At 68.1% G+C, this 26,238-nt stretch carries 24 protein-coding genes and 1 tRNA gene; 8 read left to right on the top strand and 17 right to left on the bottom strand.

Features of this window, described 5'->3' with window-relative positions:
* The first annotated feature begins 97 nt into the window (after positions 1-97).
* Both ACIRGA_RS33320 and ACIRGA_RS33315 read left to right on the top strand, forming a co-directional pair.
* Positions 98-1,060, top strand: a complete 963-nt coding sequence (locus ACIRGA_RS33320) for a hypothetical protein (protein WP_400948785.1) — start codon at positions 98-100, stop codon at positions 1,058-1,060.
* Positions 1,061-1,421: 361 nt separating this feature from the next.
* The gene (locus ACIRGA_RS33315) at positions 1,422-2,474 is read left to right on the top strand and encodes a DUF222 domain-containing protein (protein ID WP_400948781.1); all 1,053 of its coding nucleotides are present in this window, start codon (positions 1,422-1,424) and stop codon (positions 2,472-2,474) included.
* Positions 2,475-2,512: 38 nt separating this feature from the next.
* Here the strand turns inward: ACIRGA_RS33315 and ACIRGA_RS33310 are convergent, their stop codons facing one another.
* On the bottom strand, positions 2,513-3,589 hold the full coding sequence (locus ACIRGA_RS33310) for a hypothetical protein (RefSeq protein ID WP_400948778.1): 1,077 nt from the start codon (positions 3,587-3,589) through the stop codon (positions 2,513-2,515).
* Positions 3,590-3,863: 274 nt separating this feature from the next.
* On the bottom strand, positions 3,864-4,022 hold the full coding sequence (locus ACIRGA_RS33305) for a hypothetical protein (RefSeq protein WP_400948774.1): 159 nt from the start codon (positions 4,020-4,022) through the stop codon (positions 3,864-3,866).
* A gap of 3 nt (positions 4,023-4,025) precedes the next feature.
* On the opposite strand from ACIRGA_RS33305, the gene ACIRGA_RS33300 reads away from it, so the two are divergent.
* The 4 genes from ACIRGA_RS33300 (at position 4,026) to ACIRGA_RS33285 (ending at position 7,183) form a co-directional block, all read left to right on the top strand.
* Positions 4,026-5,204, top strand: a complete 1,179-nt coding sequence (locus ACIRGA_RS33300) for a M20/M25/M40 family metallo-hydrolase (protein ID WP_400948771.1) — start codon at positions 4,026-4,028, stop codon at positions 5,202-5,204.
* A 6-nt stretch (positions 5,205-5,210) separates the two neighbouring features.
* Entirely contained in the window at positions 5,211-5,822 is a 612-nt protein-coding gene (locus ACIRGA_RS33295) for a hypothetical protein (protein WP_400948768.1), read from the top strand.
* Between the two features lie 264 nt (positions 5,823-6,086).
* Entirely contained in the window at positions 6,087-6,341 is a 255-nt protein-coding gene (locus ACIRGA_RS33290; protein WP_400948848.1) for a hypothetical protein, read from the top strand.
* 47 nt (positions 6,342-6,388) lie between these two features.
* On the top strand, positions 6,389-7,183 hold the full coding sequence (locus tag ACIRGA_RS33285) for an LmeA family phospholipid-binding protein (RefSeq protein ID WP_400948765.1): 795 nt from the start codon (positions 6,389-6,391) through the stop codon (positions 7,181-7,183).
* A 31-nt stretch (positions 7,184-7,214) separates the two neighbouring features.
* Here the strand turns inward: ACIRGA_RS33285 and ACIRGA_RS33280 are convergent, their stop codons facing one another.
* The 10 genes from ACIRGA_RS33280 to ACIRGA_RS33235 all read right to left on the bottom strand — a co-directional run bounded on the left by ACIRGA_RS33280 (position 7,215) and on the right by ACIRGA_RS33235 (position 19,490).
* Entirely contained in the window at positions 7,215-8,321 is a 1,107-nt protein-coding gene (locus tag ACIRGA_RS33280) for a peptidase inhibitor family I36 protein (protein WP_400948761.1), read from the bottom strand.
* A 131-nt stretch (positions 8,322-8,452) separates the two neighbouring features.
* Entirely contained in the window at positions 8,453-9,049 is a 597-nt protein-coding gene (locus ACIRGA_RS33275; RefSeq protein ID WP_400948758.1) for a hypothetical protein, read from the bottom strand.
* Positions 9,046-10,671, bottom strand: coding sequence for a hypothetical protein (locus tag ACIRGA_RS33270; protein WP_400948756.1), 1,626 nt, complete (start codon positions 10,669-10,671; stop codon positions 9,046-9,048). Before ACIRGA_RS33270 ends, ACIRGA_RS33275 begins: the two co-directional genes overlap by 4 nt.
* Positions 10,668-11,822: a toxic anion resistance protein gene (locus ACIRGA_RS33265; protein ID WP_400948753.1), complete on the bottom strand. Its 1,155-nt coding sequence runs from the start codon at positions 11,820-11,822 to the stop codon at positions 10,668-10,670. The genes ACIRGA_RS33270 and ACIRGA_RS33265 overlap by 4 nt, the downstream gene beginning before the upstream one ends.
* Positions 11,822-12,910 (bottom strand): hypothetical protein, encoded by a 1,089-nt coding sequence (locus ACIRGA_RS33260; RefSeq protein ID WP_400948751.1) that lies wholly within the window; start codon positions 12,908-12,910, stop codon positions 11,822-11,824. Before ACIRGA_RS33260 ends, ACIRGA_RS33265 begins: the two co-directional genes overlap by 1 nt.
* A 139-nt stretch (positions 12,911-13,049) precedes the next feature.
* On the bottom strand, positions 13,050-14,471 hold the full coding sequence (locus ACIRGA_RS33255) for an ATP-binding protein (protein WP_400948748.1): 1,422 nt from the start codon (positions 14,469-14,471) through the stop codon (positions 13,050-13,052).
* Complete coding sequence (locus ACIRGA_RS33250) at positions 14,468-16,123, bottom strand: FAD-dependent oxidoreductase (RefSeq protein ID WP_400948745.1); 1,656 nt, start codon at positions 16,121-16,123, stop codon at positions 14,468-14,470. The genes ACIRGA_RS33255 and ACIRGA_RS33250 overlap by 4 nt, the downstream gene beginning before the upstream one ends.
* Before the next feature lie 4 nt (positions 16,124-16,127).
* Complete coding sequence (locus ACIRGA_RS33245; RefSeq protein WP_400948743.1) at positions 16,128-16,586, bottom strand: hypothetical protein; 459 nt, start codon at positions 16,584-16,586, stop codon at positions 16,128-16,130.
* A gap of 90 nt (positions 16,587-16,676) precedes the next feature.
* Positions 16,677-17,231 (bottom strand): HdeD family acid-resistance protein, encoded by a 555-nt coding sequence (locus tag ACIRGA_RS33240; RefSeq protein ID WP_400948741.1) that lies wholly within the window; start codon positions 17,229-17,231, stop codon positions 16,677-16,679.
* A 105-nt stretch (positions 17,232-17,336) separates the two neighbouring features.
* Positions 17,337-19,490, bottom strand: coding sequence for an RICIN domain-containing protein (locus ACIRGA_RS33235; protein WP_400948739.1), 2,154 nt, complete (start codon positions 19,488-19,490; stop codon positions 17,337-17,339).
* Positions 19,491-19,759: 269 nt separating this feature from the next.
* Between ACIRGA_RS33235 and ACIRGA_RS33230 the strand changes: the two genes are divergently transcribed.
* Positions 19,760-19,832: transfer RNA gene (locus ACIRGA_RS33230), tRNA-Ala, on the top strand.
* Positions 19,833-20,001: 169 nt separating this feature from the next.
* On the opposite strand, the gene ACIRGA_RS33225 is transcribed toward ACIRGA_RS33230, so the two are convergent.
* From ACIRGA_RS33225 to ACIRGA_RS33210, 4 genes are all read right to left on the bottom strand, one after another.
* The gene (locus ACIRGA_RS33225) at positions 20,002-20,265 is read right to left on the bottom strand and encodes a hypothetical protein (protein WP_400948736.1); all 264 of its coding nucleotides are present in this window, start codon (positions 20,263-20,265) and stop codon (positions 20,002-20,004) included.
* 82 nt (positions 20,266-20,347) lie between these two features.
* The gene (locus ACIRGA_RS33220) at positions 20,348-20,740 is read right to left on the bottom strand and encodes a hypothetical protein (RefSeq protein WP_400948732.1); all 393 of its coding nucleotides are present in this window, start codon (positions 20,738-20,740) and stop codon (positions 20,348-20,350) included.
* 101 nt (positions 20,741-20,841) lie between these two features.
* Positions 20,842-21,816, bottom strand: a complete 975-nt coding sequence (locus ACIRGA_RS33215) for a glycine betaine ABC transporter substrate-binding protein (RefSeq protein ID WP_400948729.1) — start codon at positions 21,814-21,816, stop codon at positions 20,842-20,844.
* Between the two features lie 28 nt (positions 21,817-21,844).
* Positions 21,845-24,439 carry an ABC transporter permease subunit gene (locus ACIRGA_RS33210; protein WP_400948725.1) on the bottom strand — a complete coding sequence of 865 codons (2,595 nt, stop codon included), beginning with the start codon at positions 24,437-24,439 and terminating at the stop codon, positions 21,845-21,847.
* Here ACIRGA_RS33210 and ACIRGA_RS33205 point away from each other — a divergent pair.
* Positions 24,417-25,352 (top strand): RNA polymerase subunit sigma-70, encoded by a 936-nt coding sequence (locus ACIRGA_RS33205; RefSeq protein ID WP_400948722.1) that lies wholly within the window; start codon positions 24,417-24,419, stop codon positions 25,350-25,352. The two genes, ACIRGA_RS33210 and ACIRGA_RS33205, sit on opposite strands and share 23 nt — an antisense overlap.
* A gap of 12 nt (positions 25,353-25,364) precedes the next feature.
* Here the strand turns inward: ACIRGA_RS33205 and ACIRGA_RS33200 are convergent, their stop codons facing one another.
* Entirely contained in the window at positions 25,365-25,949 is a 585-nt protein-coding gene (locus ACIRGA_RS33200; protein ID WP_400948717.1) for a dihydrofolate reductase family protein, read from the bottom strand.
* Positions 25,950-26,238: the final 289 nt, after the last annotated feature.

Genomic DNA, 26,238 nt, shown 5'->3' with positions numbered 1-26,238 from the left:
ATTTGCGCCGCCTGACAACGGCCGTAGTCTGGCCTGTTCCGCGTCAGGCGGACCTGCCGGACCGGAGTGTGGAGTGGACGAACGAAACCGAGACATCGTGACCGGTCTGACGGCGAACCCGGCTTTGCCCGATCGCCTGCGCGCCCGCCTGCCCGCCCGGCCCGCGGTACCACCGCGCGACACCACCTGGCATGTCGACAGTGACGTCGAGAAGGCAGCCGATCCGACCACCTCGCTGGACGAGGTGACCGCCCTATTGACCCACGACGACATGGCGATTCGATGCACGATCGCGGACCGGCCGGATCTGCCTTTCGAGGCCCAGCAACGGCTGGCGGCCGATCGCCTCCTCGGTGTCCGCGCGGGTTTGGCCGCCAACCCCGTGGTGGCGGAGCCGATCCTGCGCGCGCTGGCGAACGACGAGTCCGCGGACGTGCGGCGAGGCGTGGCGCACAACCCGTCGGTTCCGCTGGAAGTGCTCATGCACCTGGTCGAGTCGACCAGGATCGGACCGGTCCTGTTGCCCCGCGTCATGGCGGCGACCGATGAGGAGCTGCGTCTTCTCGCGGCGTCTCCGTCTCCACGAGCCCGGATGCTGGTCGCTCAGCGCACCGCGCTGCCCGCGGATGTCTTCGAACTGCTCGTGGCGGACGACGACATCCATGTCGCCAAAGGGATCGCCTCACATCCCGCCCTGCCCGCGAACCGGATACGGGCACTCGCCGCCCGGCACGGCCCGAGCCTGTTCCGCAGGTTGGCGACGAACCCCCATTGCGATTCCGAACTGCTGCACCACATGGCGTGCAACGCCACCGCCCGGCGGGTGTACCGGGCGGTCGCCGAACATCCGAACACCCGTGCCGAGACCCTGCTGCTGTGCCTCCGAGACGACACCGCGCGACGGTGGGCCGCGGAACACCCGAACCTGCCGGCCGACATTCTCATCGAACTCGTGAACGACCCTGACTTGGCCCGGCACGCGGCCGCCAACCCGGCACTCCCCGTCGCAGTGATGGAGTCGTTGATCGCCACGTATCTCCGGAATCTTCCGGAGAGCTGATTCCGCGAACGCGAACGCCATGATGCGACTGCGATCCAGGCGTGGATCGGCTCGATCGGGGCTTTCCGCAGGAGCCCTCACTCACCCCTTCAATCAGCCACGCCGACGATCGCACCTCAGCATGAACAAACAGTCGTGACTGGCCCGTTCACTCTCCGCGTAAATCCGATCACGATCCAGCTCGATTTCGAACGTGCGTTCGACTATGATTATCGGCATGACCACAACTCTCCCGTATAACCCGAAAGCCGCTCGCTTTCTTGACGCCGCGTTCGACGAAGAGCTTTCGCTTCGTCGGACACAGGCGCGTCAGGTCCGAGCGTTAGCCGACTTCGCCATCCGCGGTGGATCACGAAGATCCGTGACCGAGGAGGTCGCTTTGCGCTTCTCGGTCACCCGCAATCACGCGTACCTGCTCGTCGAGACTTCCCGCGCCCTCGTCGCCCGCCTGCCGAACACGCTGGCGGCGTTGGAGGCCGGCGATATCGACCTGTACAAGGCTTCCAAGGTCATGCAGCTGACACGGGAAGTGTCGGACGAAGTCGCTGCGGAGGTCGACGCCTGGATGCGCAAACGTCTCGCCGATCGTGATCCCGGCGCGATCCGGGGCTCGGTGAGACACGCCGTGCAGAAATTCGACCCCGACGGCTATCGCGAAAGAGCCGCCAAGAAACGCGCGTTACGGCATATCTCGTTGGACCACGACGACGAGACCATGTCCACGCTTTCCGGCCATCTTCCCACGGAGGTCGCCAGTTCCATCTACGCCTCGATGAGCCGAGCCGCGCGAGCCCGGCGGAACAAGGACAAAACCCGGACCCTCGACCAGCATCGCGCCGATGTCTTCGCCGAACGCCTGCTGGCCGAGGACGGACACGGTAAGCCGCGCGCCCACATCCATGTCTATGTCGATTTCTTGACACTCGTCGGCGCGCGCGATGATCCCGCGACACTCGCCGGGTACGGGCCCATCCCCGACTGGCTGGTCCGCGAAATCGCCTCCGACCCCGAGTCCACCTGGTCGCGGCTGATCACCGACTCCGCCACGGGCCAATTGCTCGAGGCGGGCGGCGACAAGTACCGGTCGCCGGCGTCCTTGGCCCGGTTGATCAAGGCGAGGGATCGCGAGTGCACGCAACCAGGCTGTCACGTGCCGGCCGAGGTCTCCGAGATCGACCACATCGTCGCGCGGGCTCGCAACGGAAAGACCAATCATCACAACTGTCACATCCACTGCAAGAACCACAACCTGCTTCGGGAGGAACCCGGGTGGTCGGCCGTGCCCACCGGCGACGGCGGCATGATCATCACCACGCCGAGCGGCCATACCTACGAGACAGCACCAGAGCCGTTCCACGAACCACGCACAGGTCCCGAGGACGACGAACCTCAGACCGAACGTGGAAACGAATGACCGCAGACGCTCCACACCGACGCTAAGGAGGAGGCTCCCTACAGTGCCTTCAAGGCCGCCCTGACCACCCGCCGCGAAGGATCCTCGAGCATCGACCTCACTGAATCGACCGGAACGGCGTCCAGAATCCGAAGTGCCCCAATGGCTTGTGCCCGCACCCTGGCCGCAGAGTGCCTCAGCAACGGATAAAGCAGCCGTCCGTCCTCCGCCCGCCCCGATTCGGCAAGTCCCGCGATGGCTCCCAGGGAAGGGTTCGCTCCGGAAACAGCGGAGCGATACCAACCGACAGCGTCGACGCCCGTACGCCGAGCAGCATCCCTTGCGAGCGCACGGATCAGCGTGGAACGGTCGTCCAGCAGACCGGCGATTTCCTCCCAGTGGCCGAGGCGCGCGAGTCCGGTCAGCGCACTGATCCGCACCTCACCGTGACGGCAGGTGGCCAGCTCGCGCAAGACGTCCACGCGACCGGTCCACACGGCCTCGCGGGCGACAGCCTCGCCGGCTCGGGCGCGGATGTTCTTGTCGGAATTCGTCAGGGCGAGCCGAGTCAGCTCGTCGACTTTGAGATCGCCACGCCGGGTTCTGACCTCGAACGCGAATCTCGGCACCGCGAGGTTCGCCGAGCACATCAGCTGCTCGATCACCGCCACGGGGACGTCGTAAGCAGCCGCGTACAGCTGTCGCATGCCGAAGCCGCCACGGCGACGGCGTCCGAGGTGAAGCATCGTTTCGGCGGCAGGCCGCAAATACGTCGCCGGATCGTCGTGCAGCAGCCGGACGACACCCGCACGGGCAACGTCCCTGACCGGTGCGGCCCAGTCCGTCATGCGCAGCAACAGGAACGGAAGTATCTCCGGGCACGGTCTCGCCAGCAGTCTCGTGACCGCCAGTTCCCGGACCCGGCCGTCGCGGTGCGAAGCCGCGATCGCGGTTGTCAGCAGTCCTGCCCTGCGAGCCCTGAGTGACCGGGCGACGTCATCCAGAGCCCGATCGTGCCGCCAGTACCCGTCGAGAGTCGCGATGAGCGCAGGTGTCGCAGTGATCGCCTCGAAGGCCGCCGCGATTTCCGCGGCATCGCCGGACTTGTCGACTCGCACGAGCGCCTCGACGAGCACGCCGACACGGTGACCCCGGCTCTCCAGAGTTTCCTGAAGAGCCTCGGTCGCGGGCTTCCTTCTGCCGAAAATCACCCGGCGATCTTCCCCCACACACCGTCCACCGCGCTCATCCTTTTCGCGGGTAGACGCCCGAACACAACACGCGTAGGAACGGAGAATGGCTGAGGAAAGGTCCAGACGAGTTTTCCTGTCCACATCGGCGGCACTGTCGGCAGCCGCTCTCTCATCAACCGCTCTGTCACCGACCGCCCTGTCACCGGCCGCCCTGTCATCAACCGCTGCCGCCGAGGTCCCGGCCGACGCCGGAAAACCCGGCGAACGCCTCGACCCACAACGACCCGACGCCGAACTTCGGGCGATCCTCCGAGAGATAGACGAACACCGCATCGAGGCCACCGTCCGCAGACTCACCGCCTTCGGAACCCGGCACACGTTGTCCTCGCAGACCGACCCCGTCCGCGGCATCGGCGCCGCCCGCGACTGGATCTTCGCCGAAATGACGAAATCCGCGGAACGGTCGGGCGGCCGGATGAAGGTCGAGCTTCAGTCGTACCTGCAACAGCCCGCTCCGCCCAGGATCCCGGTCGCCACCACGATCACCAATGTCGTCGCCACCTTGCGCGGCTCCACCACTCCTGAGCGGGTCTACGTCGTGTCGGGCCACTACGACTCGCGGTGTTCGGATCCGCTCGACGCGACCAAGGACGCGCCGGGCGCCGACGACGACGCCTCCGGTGTCGCCGTCGCGATGGAGCTGGCCCGGGTGCTGGCCACCCGCCGTCCGGCCGCGACCATCGTGTTCGCGGCGGTCGCGGGCGAGGAACAGGGCCTGTTCGGCGCGCGGCATCTGGCCACGCTGTACAAATCGGCGGGCGCGAACGTGCAGGCGATGTTCACCAACGACATCGTCGGCTCGAGCCGGGCGGACGACGGCACGAGGGACCCGCGCACGATCCGGTTGTTCGCCGAAGGTGTGCCGACGTCGGAAACCCCCGCGCAAGCCGACATCCGGCGCGCGGTCGGTGGCGAGAACGACTCGCCGTCCCGTCAGCTGGCACGGTTCGTACGCTCGGTCGCGGAGAACGACGCGACCGGAATGACCGTCCGGGTGATCCACCGGCGCGACCGCTACCTGCGGGGCGGCGACCACATCCCGTTCCTGGAGCAAGGATTCCCGGCCGCGCGGTTCACCGAACCGAATGAGGACTACGCGCATCAGCACCAGGACGTCCGGGTGGAGAACGGCAAGCAATTCGGCGATCTGCCCGAGTTCTGCGACTTCCCGTTCACCGCCAGGGTCGCGCGGGTGAACGCCGCGACGATGTGGTCGCTGGCGACCGCACCCGGTACTCCCGAAGACGTCCGAATCCGGACGAACCGGCTGACGAACGACACCGATCTGGTGTGGCGCCGCGGAACAGACCCGGATCTCGCCGGTTACGAGGTCGTATGGCGGGAGACGACGGCGTCCGACTGGACGCACGTGATCAAGGTCGGAGACACGACCGAGGCTAGAGTGGATCTGTCGAAGGACAACGTGTTCTTCGGTGTCCGCGCGGTCGGGAAGAACGGTCACCGCGGTCCGGTCGCGTTTCCGACGCCCTTGAGTTGAGGCACGATGACAGTCACCCCCGACGACCTCGACGCCGCGATCACGAGCGTGGTCGGCGGACTGCGTCAGGCGTCGGGCCGTGACTGGTCGGCGGCGCCGGGCACCGGCGAACTCAGTGCCTGGCGCACGGCCGAGCATCTCGGCGACTGCCTGATCTCCTATGCGGGACTGCTGATCGCCCGGCCGTCGACGCCGCGTTTCGTCTGCTTCGAATCCGTCGCCGACCGGGCCGCGACGCCGTCGGAGATGCTGGAGTTCGTCACGGTCGCCGGCGGCATCCTGGGCGCCACGCTCCGTACGACGGACCCGGACGTCCGCGCCTACCACCCGAGCGGTCGCGCCGACATCGAGGGTTTCGCCGGAATGGGCTGTGTCGAGGTCCTGGTCCACGGCGAGGACATGGCCCGGGGCCTCGACGTCACCCTCGACCCGCCACGCGACGTCTGTTCCCGAGTGCTCGCGCGGATGTTCCCCGAGGTGGACGTCACCGGCGTCGATCCCTGGACCGCGTTGCTGTGGGCGACGGACCGGGCGGGCCTCCCCGGACGCCCCTCCCGCGCCGACTGGCAGTGGCGCGGCGCACCTCTGGACGACTCAGCGCCCTTCACCGGGGTTTGAAGGCCGCCTTCGCCGTCATCGACCATGGACGTCACCACACAACGCGGTCAATCGGTCCGCCGGCAGGTAGTGCAAGGCCATGATCGCCGGGTCGAGATCGACGAGGGTGACCTCAAGCCAGCGCTGAGTCACGGACCGTCTCCAGGCAGTAGGCGAGATACGGCCGATCGGCGCAACCTGGGCACTGAAGCGTTTGTCACCGCCGGATCCGGGAACTTTTCCGGCATGTCCAGATGGCGAACCACCAGTAGGAGCGACACCGCCGTGCGCGTCATCACCGGCATCGGCGCGCTGTTCGCTTTCATCGAGCTGCTGTACATGGTGATGGTGCTCGCGGGAGCCAACGCGGGCAACGGTTTCTTCATCTTCATCCAGGCGCTGGCGAGGCCGCTGGCGTTGTTCTGGCCGGGCCTCTTCCCGGTGAGTGACCCGAATCTCGCGGTCATCCTCGACTACGGTCTGGCCGCGGCGTTCTGGGTGATCCTGACGGGTGTGATCGCCCGTTTCGCGGCCCGCTGACACCCCCTGCGGCGGCGATCGGCGTCCCGTTCGGCGACACTGGACGGATGAGCGACGGCAGATGGTTCGACCTGAACCCGCTTCCCGAGCTGTTCGGCCTGGCCGCCGCCGGGCGGGCGCTGTTGCCGAACGTGCCCGTGACCCCGGCCGCGATCCTGAAGACCGTGACCGAACAGCTGGTCGGGCGGCGGCTGACGGCCAAGGTGGACGGGCATGACGTCGGTCTCACCCTGACCGGGCTCGACTACCAGGCCGACAGCCTCAGCCTGGCCGCCACCGGCCGGGTCGGCGACGTCCGCATCGTCGTCGAGGACGTCGACTGGCCGGAGACCCCGCTGGAACGCATCACCGTGCTGGCGTCGAACGTCCGTCTCCGCTCACTCCCGTCCCCGGCAGCCATCCCCGAACAGGTGAAGATGGCGATCCGGGTGTCGCCGGAAGTCCTCCAAGAGCGCGTGGCCGAAGTCCGGCCTGGCATCATCGTGACGCCCGGCGAAGACGGGCATTTCCACATCCGCTGGGAAAAGCGGCCCCGCTGGGGACATCTCGCCCTGGAGTCCACTGTGGAGGACGAAGCGGTGGTCCTCCGGCCGATGTCCGTCCACATCGGACGCCGCCGGTTCGGCCCGCCGTCCCGGCTCAAACCGATCGTGCTGCCATTACCCGAACTCCCGCAAGGGATCCGGCTCACGGCGGTCGAGGCGCACGAAGGTCATTTGGTCCTGCACGCGCTGGCGGAGGAATGGCCGGAGAAGCTGTCCACCATCCCGCTCGGCGACTTGCTGGGCTGGGTGACGACCGCGGTGACCACGCTGACCCTGCCGCGACTCGGCGGCCGCTGATCGCTCGCGGCCGCCGAGCCGTACCACCGGGCTAGCTGTGCAGCGGTCCCTGCGCGACGCGCACCGCGGGCGCGGCAGGCTTGGCGGCAGCCGCCGAAACACTTTCCGCCTCCGGCACGGCGGACGACCGCACGAGACCGGCCGACTTCCCGCACACCCTCTTCTTCTCGTCCGAAGTCATCTTCTTGCCGACGGTCCGGGTCTGGCCCACGACACCGGGCGCCGGGCCCTCACCGCTGAAGTTCCAGACGTACCACTGGTGGTGACCCCATCGGCGACTGTCGTACCACATGTCGTACGAGCCGCTGGCCACCTTCATCACCGGTGAGCGGTCCAGGCCCGCCCAGTAACCCGGGTTGACCTCGATGCGGGTCTCGACGCTCTCGCTGGTCTCCCAGCCCCATTCCTGGCCCCACGTGCGCTTGTAGGCGACCGTCCACTGGACGAGGAACTCGAAGCCCGCGCTCACACTGAGCTCGTTCGACACCGTGTTCTTCCCGCTGCGGGTGTCCCGCTTGCCGATCACCTGGGTGATCTTGTTGGCACTGCAGTTGAACACCGTGTCCACGCGACCCCAGCTGCCGTAGAAGTCCTGACCGCGCTGATCGACGTGGGCGTTGCAGGTCTTGGTGGCGCGGCCGCAGTCCTTGAGCAGTTCGGCGCGGGACGGCCCACGCGAGTACACCACCGAGCTGCCGCGGTCGTTCATGTTCGACCCGTAGTTGGCGCTGTCGTTGGCGTACCACTCCTGGGAGCCGCCCTGGTAGTCGGCGTGCTCGTACATCGTGATGTAGCAGTTGTTGAAGGTCTGGAACGAGGAGATCTTGTCGTTCCAGTCACCGAGGAAGCCGATGGTCTGGTTGGTCCCCTCGACGCACGGCGATCCGGTGACGGCGACGCTCGCGCCACCGAAGTTCGCGTGTTCGTAGAGCACGCTGATGACCGTCGCGGACGCGCCGACCTTGCCCGCCGACGCCGCGGCGAGGGACTCTCCGACGCTGTCGAAGCACTGGAACGCTCCGGTCGCCGTGTCGGCGACGCAGTGTTCGTCACGCTCTCCGGCGTTCGCCGGGACACCGCCGGCGAGACACATCACCACAGCGGCCAGCAAGGCCGCCCCGAGTCTGTACTTGTGCACGTCTGAACTCCCTGGGGAAGACGGAATACCGACCATGATCGGATCGGCTTCCCGAGTCCACCACGGGAAAAGCGGTTTGCCCATGCAGAACGACCGGCAGACTGGTTTTCGCTTACCACTGAACGGGATTGCTAGACCGATTCGCCGCGCTCGCGCAGATATCGCGTGTGGTCGGTCTGCTGATGGACGTCGCCGGCATAGAAGCGTTCCGCTATGCGGTGCGCTTCGGTCTCCAGCAGCTCCAGTTGCGCGAGGAGTTCGTCGGCCGCGCTCGGCTCGCCGCCCGCCCGCCGTTTGGCGGCGAACCACCACGGCAGATTCAGATAGGTCTCCACGGAAAGCGGCAGATCCGTTCGCGCCAGCCGGGTGACGGCGTGCTGGACGTCAGGGTTCGCCGCCCACCGCTCCGGCCTCGAAAGCAGGTCATCGAGCACCTCGGCGATCCGCCGTACACCGTCCACAGAGGACTCCGGCATCCGCTGTGCCCGTGCGGTCACCTTGTCCACCAACGAGTCGAGGTCCGCCCGAAGCTGCCCCGCCTCGGCGACGGCGTCCGCCGAGACCAGCCGGACCCGCTCGGGCGGCGCGAGCAGGGCGAACACCGCGTACAACCCCGCGACGACCAGCGGCCACAAGCCGCCGACGACACCGGTCAGGTACAGCGCCAGGCCGATCAGCCCGCCGACGCAGCCGGCGAGGTTCTTCGTGGAGCCGAGGTACCCGCTCACTGGTACCCGCGGATTTCCTGGAACACCTTGGGCAGTACGTCGCCTCGCGCGTCGAACACGTTGCCACCGGTGCGTTTCGCGACCTCGCCGAGTTCGGCGGAGTCACCTTCGCCGAAGATCACGGTGAACACCGGGATCTGCCGCATCGCCTCCGGCAGCGACGGGAACCGCAGCTGGAAGTCCGAGAACGTCGAGCCGCTCGCGTTCTGCCCGTCGGTCATCAGCACGATCGAGGTGAACCGGTCGGGATCGCGCGCGACCAAGGGGCCCATGATGTCGTACGCGCGTCGAAGGCTGTCGTAGATCGCCGTGCCGCCGTTCGCGTCGAGGCCCTCGGCGAAGCGTTTGATCTTGTCCAACGCGGGTTGTGGATCGCCTTCCGGGACGGTGAACGTCTCCGGGCTGCCGGGCACGGTGTCGAACGGCAGCATCGTGACCTCTTCGCGGCTGCGGAACCGGCGGTACCGTCCGGTCAGCGAACCGTCGGCACCGGTCAGCCCGATGAGCGCGGTGCGCAGCGACTCGATCCGGTCACCCGCCATGGAACCGGAGGTGTCGAGCACGTACAGCGTGCGCGACGGACGCCGGATCTTGTCGAAGTAGGCGCCCAGCAACGCGTCGACCGCTTGCTGCGTCGCCGGGAACGGCAGCTCGACGAGGTCCTTCCGCGCGAATTGCTGTCCTAGCTGGACGCCGGGCACGACGGGGCGGCGCTGCGTGGTCTCCATGATCTTGCGTTGCGTGTCCGGCGTCCGCAGCCGCTCGGCCAGCTTCCGATGCGCGTCCCGCGCGTCGGGATTCGCGCTCTGCAACAACGTCAGCGGGTAATCCGCGGTGACGACGCCGTCGGAGGGATACACCAGCGTCAGCGGTTCGGGAAGTTTCCCGCTCGCGTTCATCGACAGCAGAACGGACTCGTAGTTGATCAGGCCGTCGACCTTCTTGCCGGGATCCTGGCCGCTCGCCCGTCGTTGGTAGGCCTCGGAAAGCCAGCCCGACGAGCCCGCGGACATCGCCTGCGCGCTGAAGAATTCGGTCAGTTTCGGGGTGACAGAGGCGATCTGCTGCGCGTCGATGGCGTTGCCCGCCCCCGCGAGCGCCGAAGCGACCCCGACGAGCGCCGAGAAACCGGAGTTCGACGCGGACGGATCGGTCATGCCGTAGGTGAAGGCCTTCTTCCCGGCCTGCTCGGCGATCTCACCCCAGCCCACCGGCCGTCCGGTCCAGCCGAGCCGCTGCGCCGCCGACGCGGACAGCCCGAGCACCACCGGCGAACTCATGATCTTCACCTGTTCGCCCAGCCGTTTCGCGGCCTCCGGAACCGCCGCCGGGTACCGGTTCGACGAGAACCAGACGGCGTCGTACCGGCCGTCCACTTTGCCGTTCGCGAGCGACTCGGTGCCCTCCAGCGTGCCCGTGAACTGGAACTTCACCTTGACGCCGGTCGCCGCCGCCTCCTGTTCCAGCAGCGGCTGCAAGTCGGCCAGTTCGCTGCCCGCGAGTACCCGCAGGGTGCCCGGTTCGGCCTCCCCCAGGCTCCGCGTCTCACCCTCACTCGAATCGCAGGAAACCACTGACAGCGCGCAGATCGCCGCCAGCGCGACCACAGTCCAGCGTTTCACGATGCCCCCTCGGCCGCCGCCGTCTCGTGAGACCGGCGCAGATGGTCTTCGGCCCGCCGGATCTCCCCCGACAGCGCCTCCACGGTCGCCGCCATCGTCGAGACGGCTCCCGCCTTGAAATCGTCGATCGCGTCGATACTCCGGTAGATCCGCTCGAACGACTCGCGGATCGTCGCCACCGCCACCGCCGGATCACTCCCCGCGCGCTGGATCTCGGCGCTGCGCAGTTCCAGCATCTCGGCGTTGGCCCTGATCAGCCCGTCGGTGGTGGCCTGCACGGCCCGAACCTCGTCGAGGACGTCACGCTGCCCGGCGAGCGCCGCGCTCACCACCAGCGCGACCCGCAGTGCCGCGACCGTGGTCGACACCGCCCGCTCGATGCCGCGGATCAGCTCGTCGTTGTTGCGCCGCACCAGATCCAGCGCCAAGTAACCCTGAGCACTGACGGCGAGCTGGGTCAGCAGGTCCTGGTGCCGCTGCCGGATCGGATGCAGCGCGTCGGCCCGCAGAGCCTTGGCCCGCGCGGGATCGGTGAAGTCGAAGATCCCGGCCTGGCGATCGACGGCCGTGTCGACGGCTTCGGCGAACGCGGCCGCTTCCGACAATTTGCCGAGTGTCGTCCATAGACGTTCTCGCTCGCCCTTGAGCGCGGCGTTGTCACGCCGCAGGACGTCCTGCCGCGCGCGCAGGTCCAGGACGAGCGAGTTCACCGGCTCGTTGGCCGCGCGGTAGCGGTCCAGCGCCTTCTTCGCACTGCCCGCGACCGGGATCAGCCCCATCAGCTTGCGGCCGGTGATCGGCAGTTTCGCCGGGTCGATCTCCGCAACGGCTCGCCGCAACCCGGCCAGGCTCACCGTCGCCTGGTGTTGGGGCGACCCGATTTCCGCCAGCGCGCGGGTCGACCGGTCCAGCAACGCGCCCGCGACGGTCGACGCCGCGCGCATGTCGGACTCGCCGACCGCCAGCAGTTCGTCCAGCACGCGTGTGAAATCCGGCGATCGGACGTCGAGCGCTTCGAGGCGCCGGGCGAAACCTTCCGCGCGCTTCTCGATCTCGGCGTGGACCTCCGGCCCGAGAGCGACCAGGCCGGCGGCGCGCTCGGCCGGGATCGCCTCCACCGGTTCGGGTGGAGTGAGCGTGAAATCGTCCATCAGTACTGCTTCTTCACGGCGTCGAGCAGACGCTCCAGCGTTTCGAAGGAAGGCGGCTCGACGGCGTCCACCAGATCCGCGGGTACCGGCGCCTTGGCCGCGGCGACGACGTCGGCGAACAAGCGCGGGTCGCCGGTGCGGAAACCGAAGGTGGCGGCGAGTTTCCCCAGCTCCGGGTCGGTCGCGAGCAGCCTGCCCACCTGGTCGCCGTTCGGCTTCAGCGGGACCAGCGTGTGCTTCGAATACACTGTCGGCGCCGTGTAGAGCAGGCGCATGTCCGGCCGGATCGAGCCGTCGGCGCGGACCAGCCTGTCGACGAACTGCGACTCGTAGATCAGCGCCATCGGCGTCTTGCCCATGCCCGCGGCGAGATAGTCCTCGAACGGGCCTTCCGTGCTGTTCTGCGTGTAGCCCTGGTCGATGAACAGCTTCGACACGCCGGGCAGCACCTTCGCCTCGGCCTCCGGCGTGTTGACCACGTTGTTCCCGTTGGCGACGAAGGAAACGATCGACAGGTACATCGCCGCCGAATTCGATTCGCGCGGGTCCGTGGTCGTGACCAGCACGTTCTTGCGCGCCGGGAAGGCGGTGTTGCCGGGGAGCTGGTCCCAGCGCGTGCCTTTCTGGGCGAGTTCGAGGTACTTCGCGATGTCGAGCACCTGATACTCACCGGCGCCCTTGCGCACGATCCCGTTGGCGCTCAGGAGGTTCACGATCGGCTCGAAGGTCGCGACCGCCATCGGCGACTGGAACGGCGTGTGCACGCCGGTCACCTGGTGATCGCGCTGGATCCGCTGCGCGGCGGGCGACGAGGACGGGAACGCGAACTCGTACTTCCCGAGATCCATGCTCGCGATCTGCCGCGAGCCGGCGGTGTCGACCTCGACCTTCAAACCGTGCTCGGCGAACGCGTCCGCCACCCGCTTGTCGGAGAAGAAGGCCAGCTTCTCCGAACCGATGACCCCGCGCACCGTGGTCAGGTCCGTACCGTCCGCGGTGTTCTCGTCACCGCCGCGGCCCCAGACGATCACGGCGACCACGGCCAGCAGCAGTACCACTGCCAGGCCGATCGACAGACGGCGTTTCACCGGCCCACCCCCTCGTTCACAGGCTCGATCCTTCAGCCCGTTCGACTCTTTTGACGCGCGGGCGAGCCATTTCGAAGTGAACGATCGATGAACGTAAGACGTCGTCGGTTTCTGGCGAAACGTTGGGACAGAAGGAAAATCAGATCACGGACTGCTCCGAGACCGGCAGGCACACGGTGAATCGCGTATCGCCGGGCGCCGAATCGACCCGGAGGTCGCCCTGATGCCGTTCGACGACGATGCGCCAGGAGATGTCCAGGCCGAGGCCGGTCCCCTGCCCGACCGGTTTCGTGGTGAAGAACGGCTCGAAGATCCGCTGCCGCACCTCCGCCGGGATACCGGGCCCGGTGTCGCCGATCTCGACGTGCACGTGATCGTCCACCCTGGACGTCCGAAGGGTCAGCGTGCCCTCGGCTCCCATTGCGCCGAGCGCGTTGTCGATGATGTTCGTCCACACCTGGTTCAGCTCGCCCGCGTACGCCGGGATCCTCGGGATCGTGTGGTCGTACTCCTTCACGACGCGGATCCCCTGCGCGATCTTGCCCGCCAGCATGACGAGGGTCGAGTCGAGTCCTTCGTGGACGTCGATCCACTGGTGCGGGGCGCGGTCCATCTGCGAGTACTGCTTGGCCTTGCCGACCAGTACCGAGATCCGGGTCGTCGAATCCTCGATCTCGCCCATCAGCATCTCGGTCTCGAGCGCGTACGCCAGCCAGCGGACGGCACCGTCGAGGAAGGTCTCGCCTACCGAGTCCAGCAGGCGATCGAGGTCGGGCACGGTCAGCCCGGCGCGAACGTAGATGTCGGCGAGATCCCAGCCCTGGTCGATGTCGTGGCCGTCGAACCAGTCGCCGATCTCGTCCTCGCGGTCGGCCTGCTGCATCGCGGTCAGCTTCGGCGCCGAGGCGACCTGTTTGACCAGCTGCTCCTGGATGTCCAGCAGTTGCTCCAGCAGTGCCGGGTCGACGTTCTTCTTCGCCAGCATCGCCAGTTTGTGCCGCATCCCGGCGACCCGCTCACGCAGCGACGCCGTCGCGCGGACCGCGGCGGCGGCCGGATTGTTGAGCTCGTGGGTCAACCCGGCGGAAAGCTCGCCGAGCGCCAGCAGCCGGCGCCGCGAACCGATGACGGTGTCGCTGTTGCGCCAGCCGAGGTACATGCCCTCCAGCAGATGCGTCGCCATCGGGAACCAGCGGCGGAACTGGGTGGCGAACTCGGCCGCGGGCAGGGTCAGGAAGGTGAGGTCGCTGACCGCGTGCACCGAAGCGCCGTAGGTGTGTTCGGTCTCCTGGTGCACGAAGAACTGCGTCGCGCCGCAGTAGGCGCCGCGCTGATCGGACCGGATCGTCTCGACCTCGGTGCCGCCGACGAGCCGCGTCATCCGCAGCGCGCCCGACAGCAGGAGATAGAAGCAGGTGGCCGGTTCACCCTCGCGCATGACCGTGGTGCCGCCGGTGTAGTGCTCCAGCACGGCGTGCTCGTCGATCCAGTCGAGCTGGTCCTCGCTGAGGTGCTCGAAGAGGAAGAGCCCGCGCAGTTCCTCCCTGGGCAGAACGCTCATTGCTCCTCCAAGTACCGGTGGACCAGGGTGACCGCCATGGCGCCTTCGCCGACGGCCGACGCGACGCGTTTCACCGACGCGGCCCGGACGTCGCCCGCCACGAAAACGCCGGGGATGGACGACTCCAGATAGTGCGGGTCGCGGTCCAGCGGCCAGCCCGGCGGCGGACCGCCGTCGGTGAGCAGATCGGGCCCGGTCCGCACGAAACCGTGGTCGTCACGCTGGATTTCGGTGCCGAGCCAGTCGGTACGCGGTGCCGCGCCGATGAAGATGAAGAGGTGCCCGGTGGGCACGGTCTCGGTCGCGCCGCCGTTCTCGCACAGCGTCAGCCGTTCGAGGTGATCGTCGCCGTGCGCCTCGACCACCGTGGTCCGGGTGCGGACGTGGATGTTCCCGATCCCGGCGATCTGCTCGATCAGGTAGTGCGACATCGACGCTTCGAGCGACTGGCCGCGCACGAGGATGGTGACGTCGGCGGCGTGCTTGGAGAAGAACACCGCCGCCTGGCCCGCCGAGTTCGCGCCGCCGACGATGTAGACGTGCTCGCCCTTGCACTCGGGCGCTTCGGTCGCGGCGGAGCCGTAGTACACGCCGCGGCCGGCGAGCTCGGCGACGCCGGGGGCCTCCAGCGCCCGGTAGGTGACGCCGCTGGCCAGCACCACGGAATGCGCGGAGATCTCGGTCCCGTCGCCGAACAGGACCACTCGCGCGGAACCGCGGGCCTCCAGGCCGACGACGTCGCGGGCGGTGAGCACCTCGGCGCCGAACTTGAGCGCCTGCCGCCGCGCGCGGTCGGTGAGCTGCGCGCCGGACACGCCGTCCGGGAAGCCGAGATAGTTCTCGATGCGGGAGCTGGTGCCCGCCTGCCCGCCGGTCGCCTTGCGCTCGACGATGACGGTACGCAGCCCCTCCGACGCGCCGTACACGGCCGCCCCGAGCCCGGCGGGCCCGCCCCCGATCACGATCAGGTCGTAGAACTCCTGGGCGGGGCGGGTGGAGAGGCCGACCGCGTCGGCGAGTTCGGGCCCCGACGGCTGGCGCAGCACCGTGCCGTCCGGGGTGACCAGCACCGGGATGTCCTGCGGCGCCGCGTCCGCCGCGTCGAGGATCCGGCGGCCCTCGTCGTCGTCGACGGAGTACCAGCGGTACGGCACGGCGTTGCGCGCCAGGAAGTCGCGCAGGTGGAACGACGGCGAGGAGTACCGGTGGCCGATCAGCTTGATCTCGTCGACCGGCCGCTCCCCCACCGCGCGCCAGGTCTCCACCAGCGCGTCGACGACCGGGTACAGCTTCTCCTCCGGCGGATCCCACGGCTTGAGGAGGTAATGGTCGACGTCGACGACGTTGATCGCCTGGATCGCGGCGTCGGTGTCGGCATAGGCGGTCAGCAGCGCGCGGCGCGCGTGCGGGAACAGGTCCATCGCCTTCTCGAGGAAGACGATGCCGTCCATCTGCGGCATCCGGTAGTCGGCGAGGATCGCGGCCACGGCGTCGCCGCGCAGCTTGATCTCGCGCAACGCGTCGAGGGCGTCGGCGCCGGAATCGGCCCGGATGATCCGGTAGTCCTTTCCGTACCTTCTGCGCAGGTCACGGGCGACCGAACGGGACACGGCGGGATCGTCGTCGACGGTCAACAGGATCGGCTGGCTCACCGGATCAGCCTATTACGTTGGGGCTGTGCTGACCGAAGCCGAAGAAGTGATTCACGCCCGTGCCGCCGTCGCGTGCGAGGCGGCCGCCGCGGCGGGGCTCCCCGGCCGCTTCGAGGCTTGGCGTGAAGACGGGCTGCCGGCGGTCCTGGCCACGGCGCCGGAGTTGCGGTTCCTGCGCACGGTCTCCGGGATCACCGAGGAGAACCTGCCGCAGGCCGTCCGGCTGGCCGGGGCGTCGTGCTGGGACGGCGACCCGCCGACGCTCGTCCTGCCGCCGGGCCTCCACCGCGGCACCGGTCTCGTGCCCGCCGGTGTCCGCCCGATCGCGATCCTCCCGCTCACCGGACTCGCGCCGCCGGATGCCGACGTCGACGACTCTCCCGACCTCGATGTCTTCCTCCGCGTCCTGCTCGACGGGTACGAGACCGGAGACACGGTGACGGCGTTCATGGCCGCCGAGCACTCCGACGCGCGGATCCGCCGGTCGCTGCTGGTCGAGGACGGTGTGCCGATCTCCGCCGCGCGGGAGCCCAGGTCCATTCGCGGCAGGCGTTCAGGCTTGGGTGAGCTTCCGCAGCCGGAAGGCCAGAACGAGCAGCATCACGCCGTACAGCAGCGCGTAGATCCCGACCAGCAGCGCGATCCCGTACGCGCCGGCGATCGGGTTGATCACGATCACGATGCCCGCGATCAGGGAGAGCGCGCCCGCCGCGATGAGGAACGCCTCGCCCTCGATCTGCTTGCGCAGCCGGATCGCCGCGACGATCTCGACGATGCCGGTGAAGATCGCCCAGAAGCCGACCAGCAGCGCCAGCACCAGCACCGTGATCCCCGGCCAGATCAGGACGAGGACACCGGCGATGATCCCGAACGCGCCGAGGACACCGTAGGCGGCGCGATGAGCGGCGTCGCCCGGCCGGAAGGCCTGCATGATGCCGCCGATGCCGTCGAAGATGGCGTAAATGCCGTAGAGGATCGCGAGGGCGAGGACGGTCGTTCCCGGCCAGACCAACGCGAGAATGCCGAACAGGATGGCGAAAACCCCGCGAAGTGCGGCCAGCGGCCAGGCCAGGCGGGGTTCGACGACGGTGAGACCGACGAGAGGCATGCCCCGAGTATCGGAGCGCCGATGCGGGAGCGCGCGGCACGCCACCCGTTGGGGTGAGCGGGCCGGTGCGCGCCGCGACCGCCATCCCGGCGCGCACCGGGGTCATCAGGGATAGGCGACCAGGTTGGCCACGGTCGATCCCGAGTTCGCCGGTCCGCCGCGATCGTTGATCACCCGGCCGATGGTCCCGTTCCCGCCGAGGGAGACGGCGACCATGCTGCGGAACCGGACGTTCGCGCCGTTCGGGACTTCGATCGCGCGATCCGCCACCACACTCGGATTCACGTTGAAGTAGCAGTAACTTCCGAGCCCGTAAGCCTCGTGGTTCGTCACCGAGTCCGCCACCTTGTAGGCCGCGTAACCCCGCGTCGATCCGTTCATCCAGGCGGCCTGATTCGGTGGGTCGTAAGGCATTTCGTTCTGGTAGAAGTACGTCCGCCCGCGCTCGCCGTTCCAGATCGTCTGGTATTTCTGGTAATGCTCGACGAACAGGCCGTACATCGTCACGTCGTCGCCGTTGACGATCAGGCCCGTGTCAGCGGTGTTGGTATTCCACCCGACCCCGCTGCCGTGGTCGGCGCGCCAGATCCACAGGTGGTCGCCGATGACGTCGTCGCTGTTGACCACCAGGCTGTTCGTGGCCTTGCCGACGCCCGCCCCGCCGATGCGGAAGAACACGTCGTGCAGCGAAGTCGGGTTGGCCGCGTGGTCCTGCGCGGAGTTCGCCGGGCCGACCTCCATCAGCGTGTTCGAGTTCGTGGTGCCCGCGTCGATCAGGACACCCGCCACTTTGACGCCATCGACGTCGGCCACCGTCATCGCGGTGATGCCGTTGTCCGGGATCAGCGTCGCCAGGCCGAGCCCGAGCACGACGGTGTCCGGCCGGGTGACGCGGAGCGTCTCGTTGAGGTGGTAGACGCCCGGGGTGATCAGGAGGTCCTTGCCCTCGGCGAGAGCCGCGTTGATCTGCGACGCCGTCGTGCCGGGCTTCGCGATGAAGAACCGGCTGATCGGCAGCGAGGACCCCGGCTGCCCTGCACCCCAGGTGATCCCGGAGGCGTTGGTGCGCTTGGAAGGTACGAAGACTTGGTACGCCCCTGCGGCGTCGACGTAGAGGAACGGCTTCTCCCGCACCACCGGTGTCGTGTTCACCGTGGTGTACGGCGGATTCGGGAAACTGGTCGACGGCGCGCCGCCGACGCCGGCGAACACCATGTTCCAGTTGGAGCCGCTCCAGCTCCCGAACTGCGAGTTGCGCGAGATCCACTGCTGCTGCGAGCCGGACCGGACCTGACCGTCGACCTTCACGTCGGACATCCATCCGCCGCTCGACCAACCGCCGTCGTCGAGCTGGAGGTCGCCGCGGACATGCATGCGGCGATACGGCGCGGCCTGCGAAACGGCCCACCGGTCGGTGCCTCCACTGGGATTCACGGACAGGTTTTCCGCGCCACGCCAGAAGTTCTGTGTCGCGTTGCCCTGGAACCAGTCTGCCTCCGCGTGCACCGCGCCGTTGATCGTCACATTGTCGGGAGACAGGCCGAGCCCCAGCACCTGCGTATAGAACCCGACGTTCACGTCGACGTTGTACGAGCCGGGCTTGAACAGCAGCGCTTTCCGGTTCGAGCCGAACTGGCTGGTCTCCTGCTGCGAGAACACGCTGTTCACCTGGGACTGGACCGCCGACTGCGACATACCGGGATCGAAGACGAGCACGTTCGGCCCGAGGTCGGGGTTCGCGGCGGCGGAGACCGGGGTGAGCCGGAAGGACTGGGCGCCGGTTCCGTTGCAGGCGTGCTGCTGGAGCTGGGTGCTGTCCTGGGTCGAGAGGCCGGGGATGTCCAGGCACCTGCCACTGTTGCGGCTCACGAAGTGATACGCCCCATCCGCTTCCTCGACCGGCTGCCACTGCTGGTTGTTCCCGCCGCCGTAGGCCCACAGGTGGATCAGCCCACCGTCGGCCGTCGACACGTCGGCCACGTCCCACACCTGGGCCGGGTTGTTGCGTGTGTTGACCCGGTAGTAGCCGTCCGAAGTGGGCTGGAACTGCCACTGCTGGGAAAAGGTCTGGTTGCAGGCGTACTGCTGGACGACCGTCCCGTTCGCCGATCCGGCGGCGCGCGCGTCCACGCATTTCCCGCCGGTCGTCGTCACCGTGTACCAGGTATCGGGAACGATGGCCGCCTGCGCCGCCGGAGCCACCACCAACAGCGCTCCGACCAGGGAAAATAGGGCTACCAGGGCTGCTCTGGCCCTCATCAGGATCTCCTCCGCGTCATACGGGCAGGGCGAGCTGAGGCGGAGCCCGGTGGAGACGCGGCGTAGCGGGCGGGGACCTCGGCGTCACAATGGTCGAAAACGTAACGGCGGTCACACCCAGAGTCAATACACGGCTAAAAATAAGCCTCAAACATGCAGGTCACGGTCGTTCATGAGGCCGATGGCCGCATAGAGTGACCCCCGCGTGAACGACCCTCGCGGACGGTGTAATGTATGGACACACGAGATGCGGAGAACAAATCCGCTCCGGGGCTATGGCGCAGCTGGTAGCGCACCTCACTGGCAGTGAGGGGGTCAGGGGTTCGAGTCCCCTTAGCTCCACAATCAGAAGAACCGCCCGCCTGGCACGTTTGCCGAGGTAGGGCGGTTTTTCGTTTCGGCTCTCCTTGAGAATTGGAGTGGCGAGAGCACCTGTCCCACTCCGCCAAGTGGGGTCCCATCACCGTCGCAACAACCCTCAGTGGCTTCGAGGGCCGTTTCGGCGGCGAAGTCAGGTGGCGTCCCAGTAGTAGCGCACGGAGGACCAGTCTCCCTGGGCTACCGCGGCAGGATCGCCGAACAGATGCGCGATGCCGTGGTCTCCCCACCTGCCCGAGTACTTCGTGCCGCCGTTCACGGTCGCGCTCGGCGACCCGGTCCGGCTGCTGACCGCCGGCGACCCGGCTTTGCCCGACGCCATCCGCGAGGTGGGCTTCGCCGAAACGCGTTCGGAGCCACGGCGACCTGGACCGACCGGATCCGGCGCGCCGGACACGCCACCGAAACGCGCTCAAAAGAAGCGCGATCGCGCGGGAAGACCACCCACACGATCGCGCTGACTACCGCGGGAAATCCGGTCAGCGGTAGAACCACTCGGAGTTGGCGCCGTCCGGAGCGTCCAGCTGGATCAGAACCCTGTCGGCACCGCCCGGCTTGTTCGCGGGGACCGGGATATCGATCGGCCAGTTTCCGTCACAGCGCGGAGTCGAACTCGCGGTGCCGAGATAGTTGGGCCCCGCGTAGGAATAGCCGTAGACGGATCGGCCACATCCGACGGCGTGCAGGGTTCCTTCGAGGAGCACCGTCCGGTTGGTGAAAGTGGCGGTGCCTGAGGCGTAGCTGGCTCCGTACTCGACGTAGAAGCTCCGCACGACGGACGCCGGCGCGGCCGTGGCGGCGGGCGCGCCCGCGAGAACAAGTCCTGCCGCGGCCATGCCTGCCGCCGCGGCGGAATACTGCTTGGAGAACAAGGAACTCCCCCTTTGGTCGATCCGCACCCGGGAATTCCGGGCCTGTGCAGAATGCCGACCCACAGCACCGCTGGTCTGCGTCATCTGACACAGACCGGCCTTCAGCTGATGAAGCCCGCCGCCTTGAGCCAGTCGCGGGCGACCGTGGCGGGCTTCTGGCCGTCGACGCTGACCTTCTTGTTCAGGTCCGTGAGCGTCGCGGTGTCGAGCTTCGCGGCGATCGGTGTGAAGACCTGTTCCAGGTGCGGGTATTTCTGGGCGAGTGGGGTGGCGATCGTGATCGCGGGGTTGTAGGTCGGGAAGAAGTGCTTGTCGTCGTCGAGCACGGTGAGGTTCTGCGCGGCCACCCGCCCGTCGGTGGAGGCGACCGAGCCGAAGCCGCAGGGCTCCCCCTTGCCGATGCTCGGGTACACGACTGCGTCGTTGAGCAGGTGCACCTGCGGGTCGGGCAGGGTGAATCCGTAGGTCTTCGCCAGGCCGGGGAAGCCGTCGTCCCGGCTCTTGAACTCCGGGCCCATACAGGTCGAGGCCGCGGCCGGATCCCGCTTCACCAGGGCCGCGTAGTCGGACAGGGTCTTGACGCCGGTTCGGGCCAGTGTCGCCTGGTTTCCGGCGAGGGCGTAGGTGTCGTTGGCCGGAGAGCGTGCCCACCAGGTGACACCGTTGGCGTTGTCGGCCTGTTTGACCGCGTCGTACTGCGCCTGCGGATCACTGATCGGCTTGGTCTGGTTGAGGTAGCTGATCCAGGCGGTGCCGGTGTATTCCCAGTACAGGTCGACCGCGCCGCTGGTGAGCGCCCGGCGGACGTTGCTCGAGCCGGTGATGTTGGTCTTGTCCTCCGGGCTCGCCCCGGCCGCCTGCAGTGCGACGACGGCGATCTGGCCGAGCAGCAGCTGTTCGTCGAATTCCTTGGAGCTGACCCGGATCTTGGCGCCGGTCAGCGCGTCGATCTTCTTGATGGATCCGGCGCCCACGTCGGCGCCGGTCTCGTCCTTGCCGATCGTGCAGCCGGTCGCGAGCGCCGCTGCCGCGACGAGCGCGAGCACGGCGGCGGTCGTGCGCTGGAGCATCCGCATGGGTCGGTCCTCCTTGAAGTGGGTCGAGCTACATTCCGCGCGGGTGCAGGACCTCCTCGGCCACCAGCCCCAGCCAGTCGATGAAGAGCGCCAGCGCGGCGACGATGATGCCGAAGGTCAGGCTCAGGATCGGGCGGTTCAGACCGATCCCGGCGACAAGCCCGCCGCCGAGACCGCCGCCGTCGATGAACGTCGCCAGCGTCGCGCTCGCGACGGTGAGCACCAGCGCGGTCCGGATCCCGGCGAGGATCACCGGGACGGCCAGCGGCAGTTCTATCCGCCACAGGACGGCCGTCTTGCCCATGCCCATCCCGCGCGCGGCGTCGACGAGGGTCGGGTCGACGTTGTCGAGCCCGACGATCGTGTTGCGCAGCACCGGCAAAGTCGCGTAGACGACGAGTGCCGTCACCGCCGTCGCGGTACCCGTGCCGATCCAGAGCGCCAGCAGCACGACGAGCCCGATCGACGGAATCGCCTGGCCGAGGTTGCCCAGCCCCAGGCCGATGGGCCGGGCCCAGCGGGCGCCGGCGCGGGTGAGCAGGATGCCGAGCGGGAGGGCGATGGCGATGGTGCACGCCGTCGAGATCACGGTGAGCCGCAGGTGCGCGCCCAGTTCGGTGAAGATCTCGCCGGCGTTGAGAAAACGCTGTTCGATCGAGTCGATCGGGTGCGCGCGCACGATCAGGTAGAGCGTCAGCAAGACCAGGGTCAGCAGGACCGGGCGCACCAACAATCCGAGCCGCCGGCGACGAGGCCGCGCGGGCACCGTGGTGTCCGGAGCCGGCTCGGGTGCGTCGTCCGGGATCGCGGGCGCGGGTGCCTCGTCGATGGGCCGGAGCGCTGCGACGAGGCTGGGCACGTCGCACACCTGCGGCTGCCTGCCGTCGTCGGTGACCAGGACCGCGGTGCTGCCGGTCCGCACCATCACGTCCAGCACGTCCCGCAGGGTGGCGTCGGGCCGGACCGGAGGCAGGCCGTCGGGCCCGGTCGACGGCTGGAGGCTCAGGTCACCCACCCGGATCAATGCGAGCCGCTTCAGGTTCCGCTTCGAACCGACGAAACTCGCGACGTAGTCGTCCGCCGGCGCGGAGAGGATCGCCTGGGGCGTGTCGTACTGGGCGATCACCGACCGCGGCCGCAGTACGGCGATCCGGTCGCCGACCTTCAGCGCCTCGTCGAAGTCGTGCGTGACGAACACGATCGTTTTCCGCACTTCCCGTTGCAGGCGAAGGAATTCGTCCTGCAGCCGGGCGCGCGTGATCGGGTCGGTGGAGCCGAACGGCTCGTCCATCAGCATGACCGGCGGATCCGCGGCCATCGCCCGCGCCACACCGACGCGCTGTTGCTGACCACCGGAAAGCTCACGCGGGTACCGGATTCCGTGCTCGCGGGTCAGGCCGACGACGTCGAGCAGCTCGCGCACGCGGTCGGCGACGCGTCGCCGGGTCCAGCCGAGCAGCCGCGGCACCACGCCGATGTTGGCGTCCACTCGCAGATGCGGGAAGAGCCCGATCTGCTGGATGACGTAGCCGGTGTTGCGCCGGTGTTCGTCGAGGTCGAGCTCCGACACGTCAGTGCCGCCGATCGTCACGACGCCCGCCGTGGGCTCGACGAGCCGGTTGATCATCCGCATGGTCGTCGTCTTGCCGCACCCCGAAGGACCGGTCAGCACGACGATTTCGCCCGCGGGGATGCGCATCGTCAGGCTTTCGACCGCCGGAACCGCTCTTCCGGGGTAGTGCTTGCTGACGTCCCGCAGTTCGATCGTCTCGCCACCCATGCCGGCTGTGCCCTCCGACATCGCCGCTCGGTGGGGAAGGGGACGTCGCCTGGTGGTCAGCTTGCCGACCACCACGAAGGCCAGGTCGAACAGCAGCGCCAGCACCATGATCCCGAGCGTTCCGGTGAGCACCTGGTTCAGCGAGTTGACCGAGCCGAACCGGCCGAGTCCGTCGAAGATCTCGTTGCCGAGGCCTGGACCCTTGACATACGCGCCGATGGCCGCGATACCGATCGTGATCTGCGTCGAAACCCGGACGCCGGAAAGGATCACCGGCCAGGCGAGCGGCAGGCGCACGCGGAACAGCAGCCTCGCACGGCCGAACCCCATCCCGCGCGCCGCGTCGACCACGGCCGGATCGACGCCGCGCAGCCCGACGATCGTGTTGCGCGTGATCGGCAGGAGCGCGTAGAGCACCAGTGCGCACAGGACATTCGTCAGCCCCAGGCCGAACGGGCCGATCAGGACGCCCAGCAGCGCGATCGACGGGACGGTCAGGAACGCCGCCGTCGTCGAGGTCGCCATCGCGCCGAGCCATCGCCGCCGGTAGGTGAGCAGGCCGATCGTCATGCCGACCAGCACGGCCAGCGCCATCGCCGCCAGGGTCAGATCCACATGCAGGATCGCGTCGTTCACGACGTCGATCCAGTTCTCCCGGAGGTACTCCGACAGGCTCAGGGCGCCGCTCCTCGACGTCGCAGGGCAGAAAATGGCCGACCACGTCGTGTTCGGCCGGGTTTCAGCCCAACATGCCCGCGGGGCTCCTGTCCACAGCTCGGCGTAAAGATTCGGCACGTGCCTGCTGGCAGGATCGACGCCCATGACCGACGAGTTCGCGCTCATCGCCGAGCGCCACCGTCGTGAGCTGCAGGTGCATTGCTACCGGATGCTCGCGAACTACGCCGACGCCCAGGACATGACGCAGGAGACGTACCTGCGCGCGTGGAACAAGCGGGAGTCGTTCAGGGGCGACGCCGCGCTGCGGACCTGGCTGTACCGGATCGCGACGAACGTCTGCCTCGATTTCCTGGAGAAGCGCAGACCGGTGCCGTCCGGGCTTTCGGACTCCGGCGCCGAGATGCTGTACCTGCAGCCGTACCCCGACCGGATGCTCCCCGAGGACCCGCAGGAATCGGCGGTGGCGCGGGAGACGATCGAGCTGGCGTTCATCGTCGCCGTCCAGCACCTGCCGCCGCGCCAGCGCGCGGTGTTCATTCTGCGCGACGTCCTCGGCTGGCCGGCGTCGAAGGCCGCCGACGCCCTCGAGCTGACCGTCGCCTCGGTGACCAGCGCGCTGCAGCGGGCTCGCGTGACGATGCGCGAGCAGCTGCCCGGCCGCCGTCTCGACTGGCGGAGCCCCACCACCGTCGAGCTGTCGAAGGACGAACGCCGTGTGGTGAAGGCGTACATCGAAGCCCATGAGCGCAACGACCTCGACGGGCTGACCTCCCTGCTGCGCGACAACGTGCGCTTCGCGATGCTGCCCGAGCAGGGCGCCGTGCTCATGACGGCCGAGGAGGCGGTGGACGGCTGGGTCTCCGGCGGGCTCTTCGCGCCCGGACACGACGACTGGCGCGGTATGACCACGACGGTCAACCGCATGCCGGCCGCCGCGTTGTACCTCCGCACCCCCGGAGACCCGGAGTATCGGCTGTTCGCCATCGCGGTCCTGCGTGTCGTCGACGGGAAGATCGCCGACCTCACCGGATTCGACGCCGCCGGCCTCCCCTGGCTGGACCTGCCCCCGACACTGTGAGCACTGGTCCGGTCAGCGCCGCGTCTCGTATCGGGTCAGCACCACGCCGCCGGGGAATGTCCGCGTCTCCGCCAAGGTCAGCTTGACCCAGCTGTCCAGCGCGGTGAAGAACGGCGTGCCGCCGCCCACCAGGACCGGCACGGTGACCAGCACGTACTCGTCGATCAGCCCGGCCCGCATGGCCGCCCCGGCGAGCGTCGCGCCGCTGATGTCCATCGGGCCGCCGTCCTCGGCCTTCAGCCGGGTGATCTCGGTGACCGCGTCGCCGGTGACCAGGCGGGAATTCCCGTCGACCTTGTCGATCGTCGAGGAGAACACCACCTTCGGCATGTCCTGCCAGCGGCGGGCGTACTCGATCACCGCCGGCGTGGCGCCGGGCTGCCGGTCGGCGGTCGGCCAGTGGGAACTCATCGTCTCCCACAGCTTGCGCCCGTACAGCGCCAAATCCGTCGCCGCCACGCGGTCGGACCACCACTGGAACAGCTCGTCGCCCGGCGACGAGTCCGGTCCCTCACCTCCGCTCCAGCCGAGGTCGTCGCCGGGCGCGGCGATGTAGCCGTCCAGGGTCACATTCATGCCGAAGGTCAGTTTTCGCATGGCGTCAGCCTTTCCGTGAGTCGATCTCACACGTACAGACGGGCGGGGCACGAAAAACTGATCGGTGCGTTCTAGGACGGGTAAGGCAAAGGTGGCGTGGGCCCTCTTCGTTAACGCCAAGCGCCGTTAAGAGTCCACAAGGGACACTTGTCGACTGCGCGGTGTCCGCTTTATATCTATTTGTACGATCCTGACCGAGGTCGTGAGTGGCAATGAGGGTTAGAACCCTCTTTGCCACTCACGACCCCCTTATGAAACCGTGCAGACCACCCAGACCGGACACTCACAG

The organism is Amycolatopsis sp. NPDC102389 (assembly GCF_044765885.1).
Taxonomy (GTDB): Bacteria; Actinomycetota; Actinomycetes; order Mycobacteriales; family Pseudonocardiaceae; genus Amycolatopsis.
This window is presented reverse-complemented; position numbering and strand designations above follow the sequence as displayed.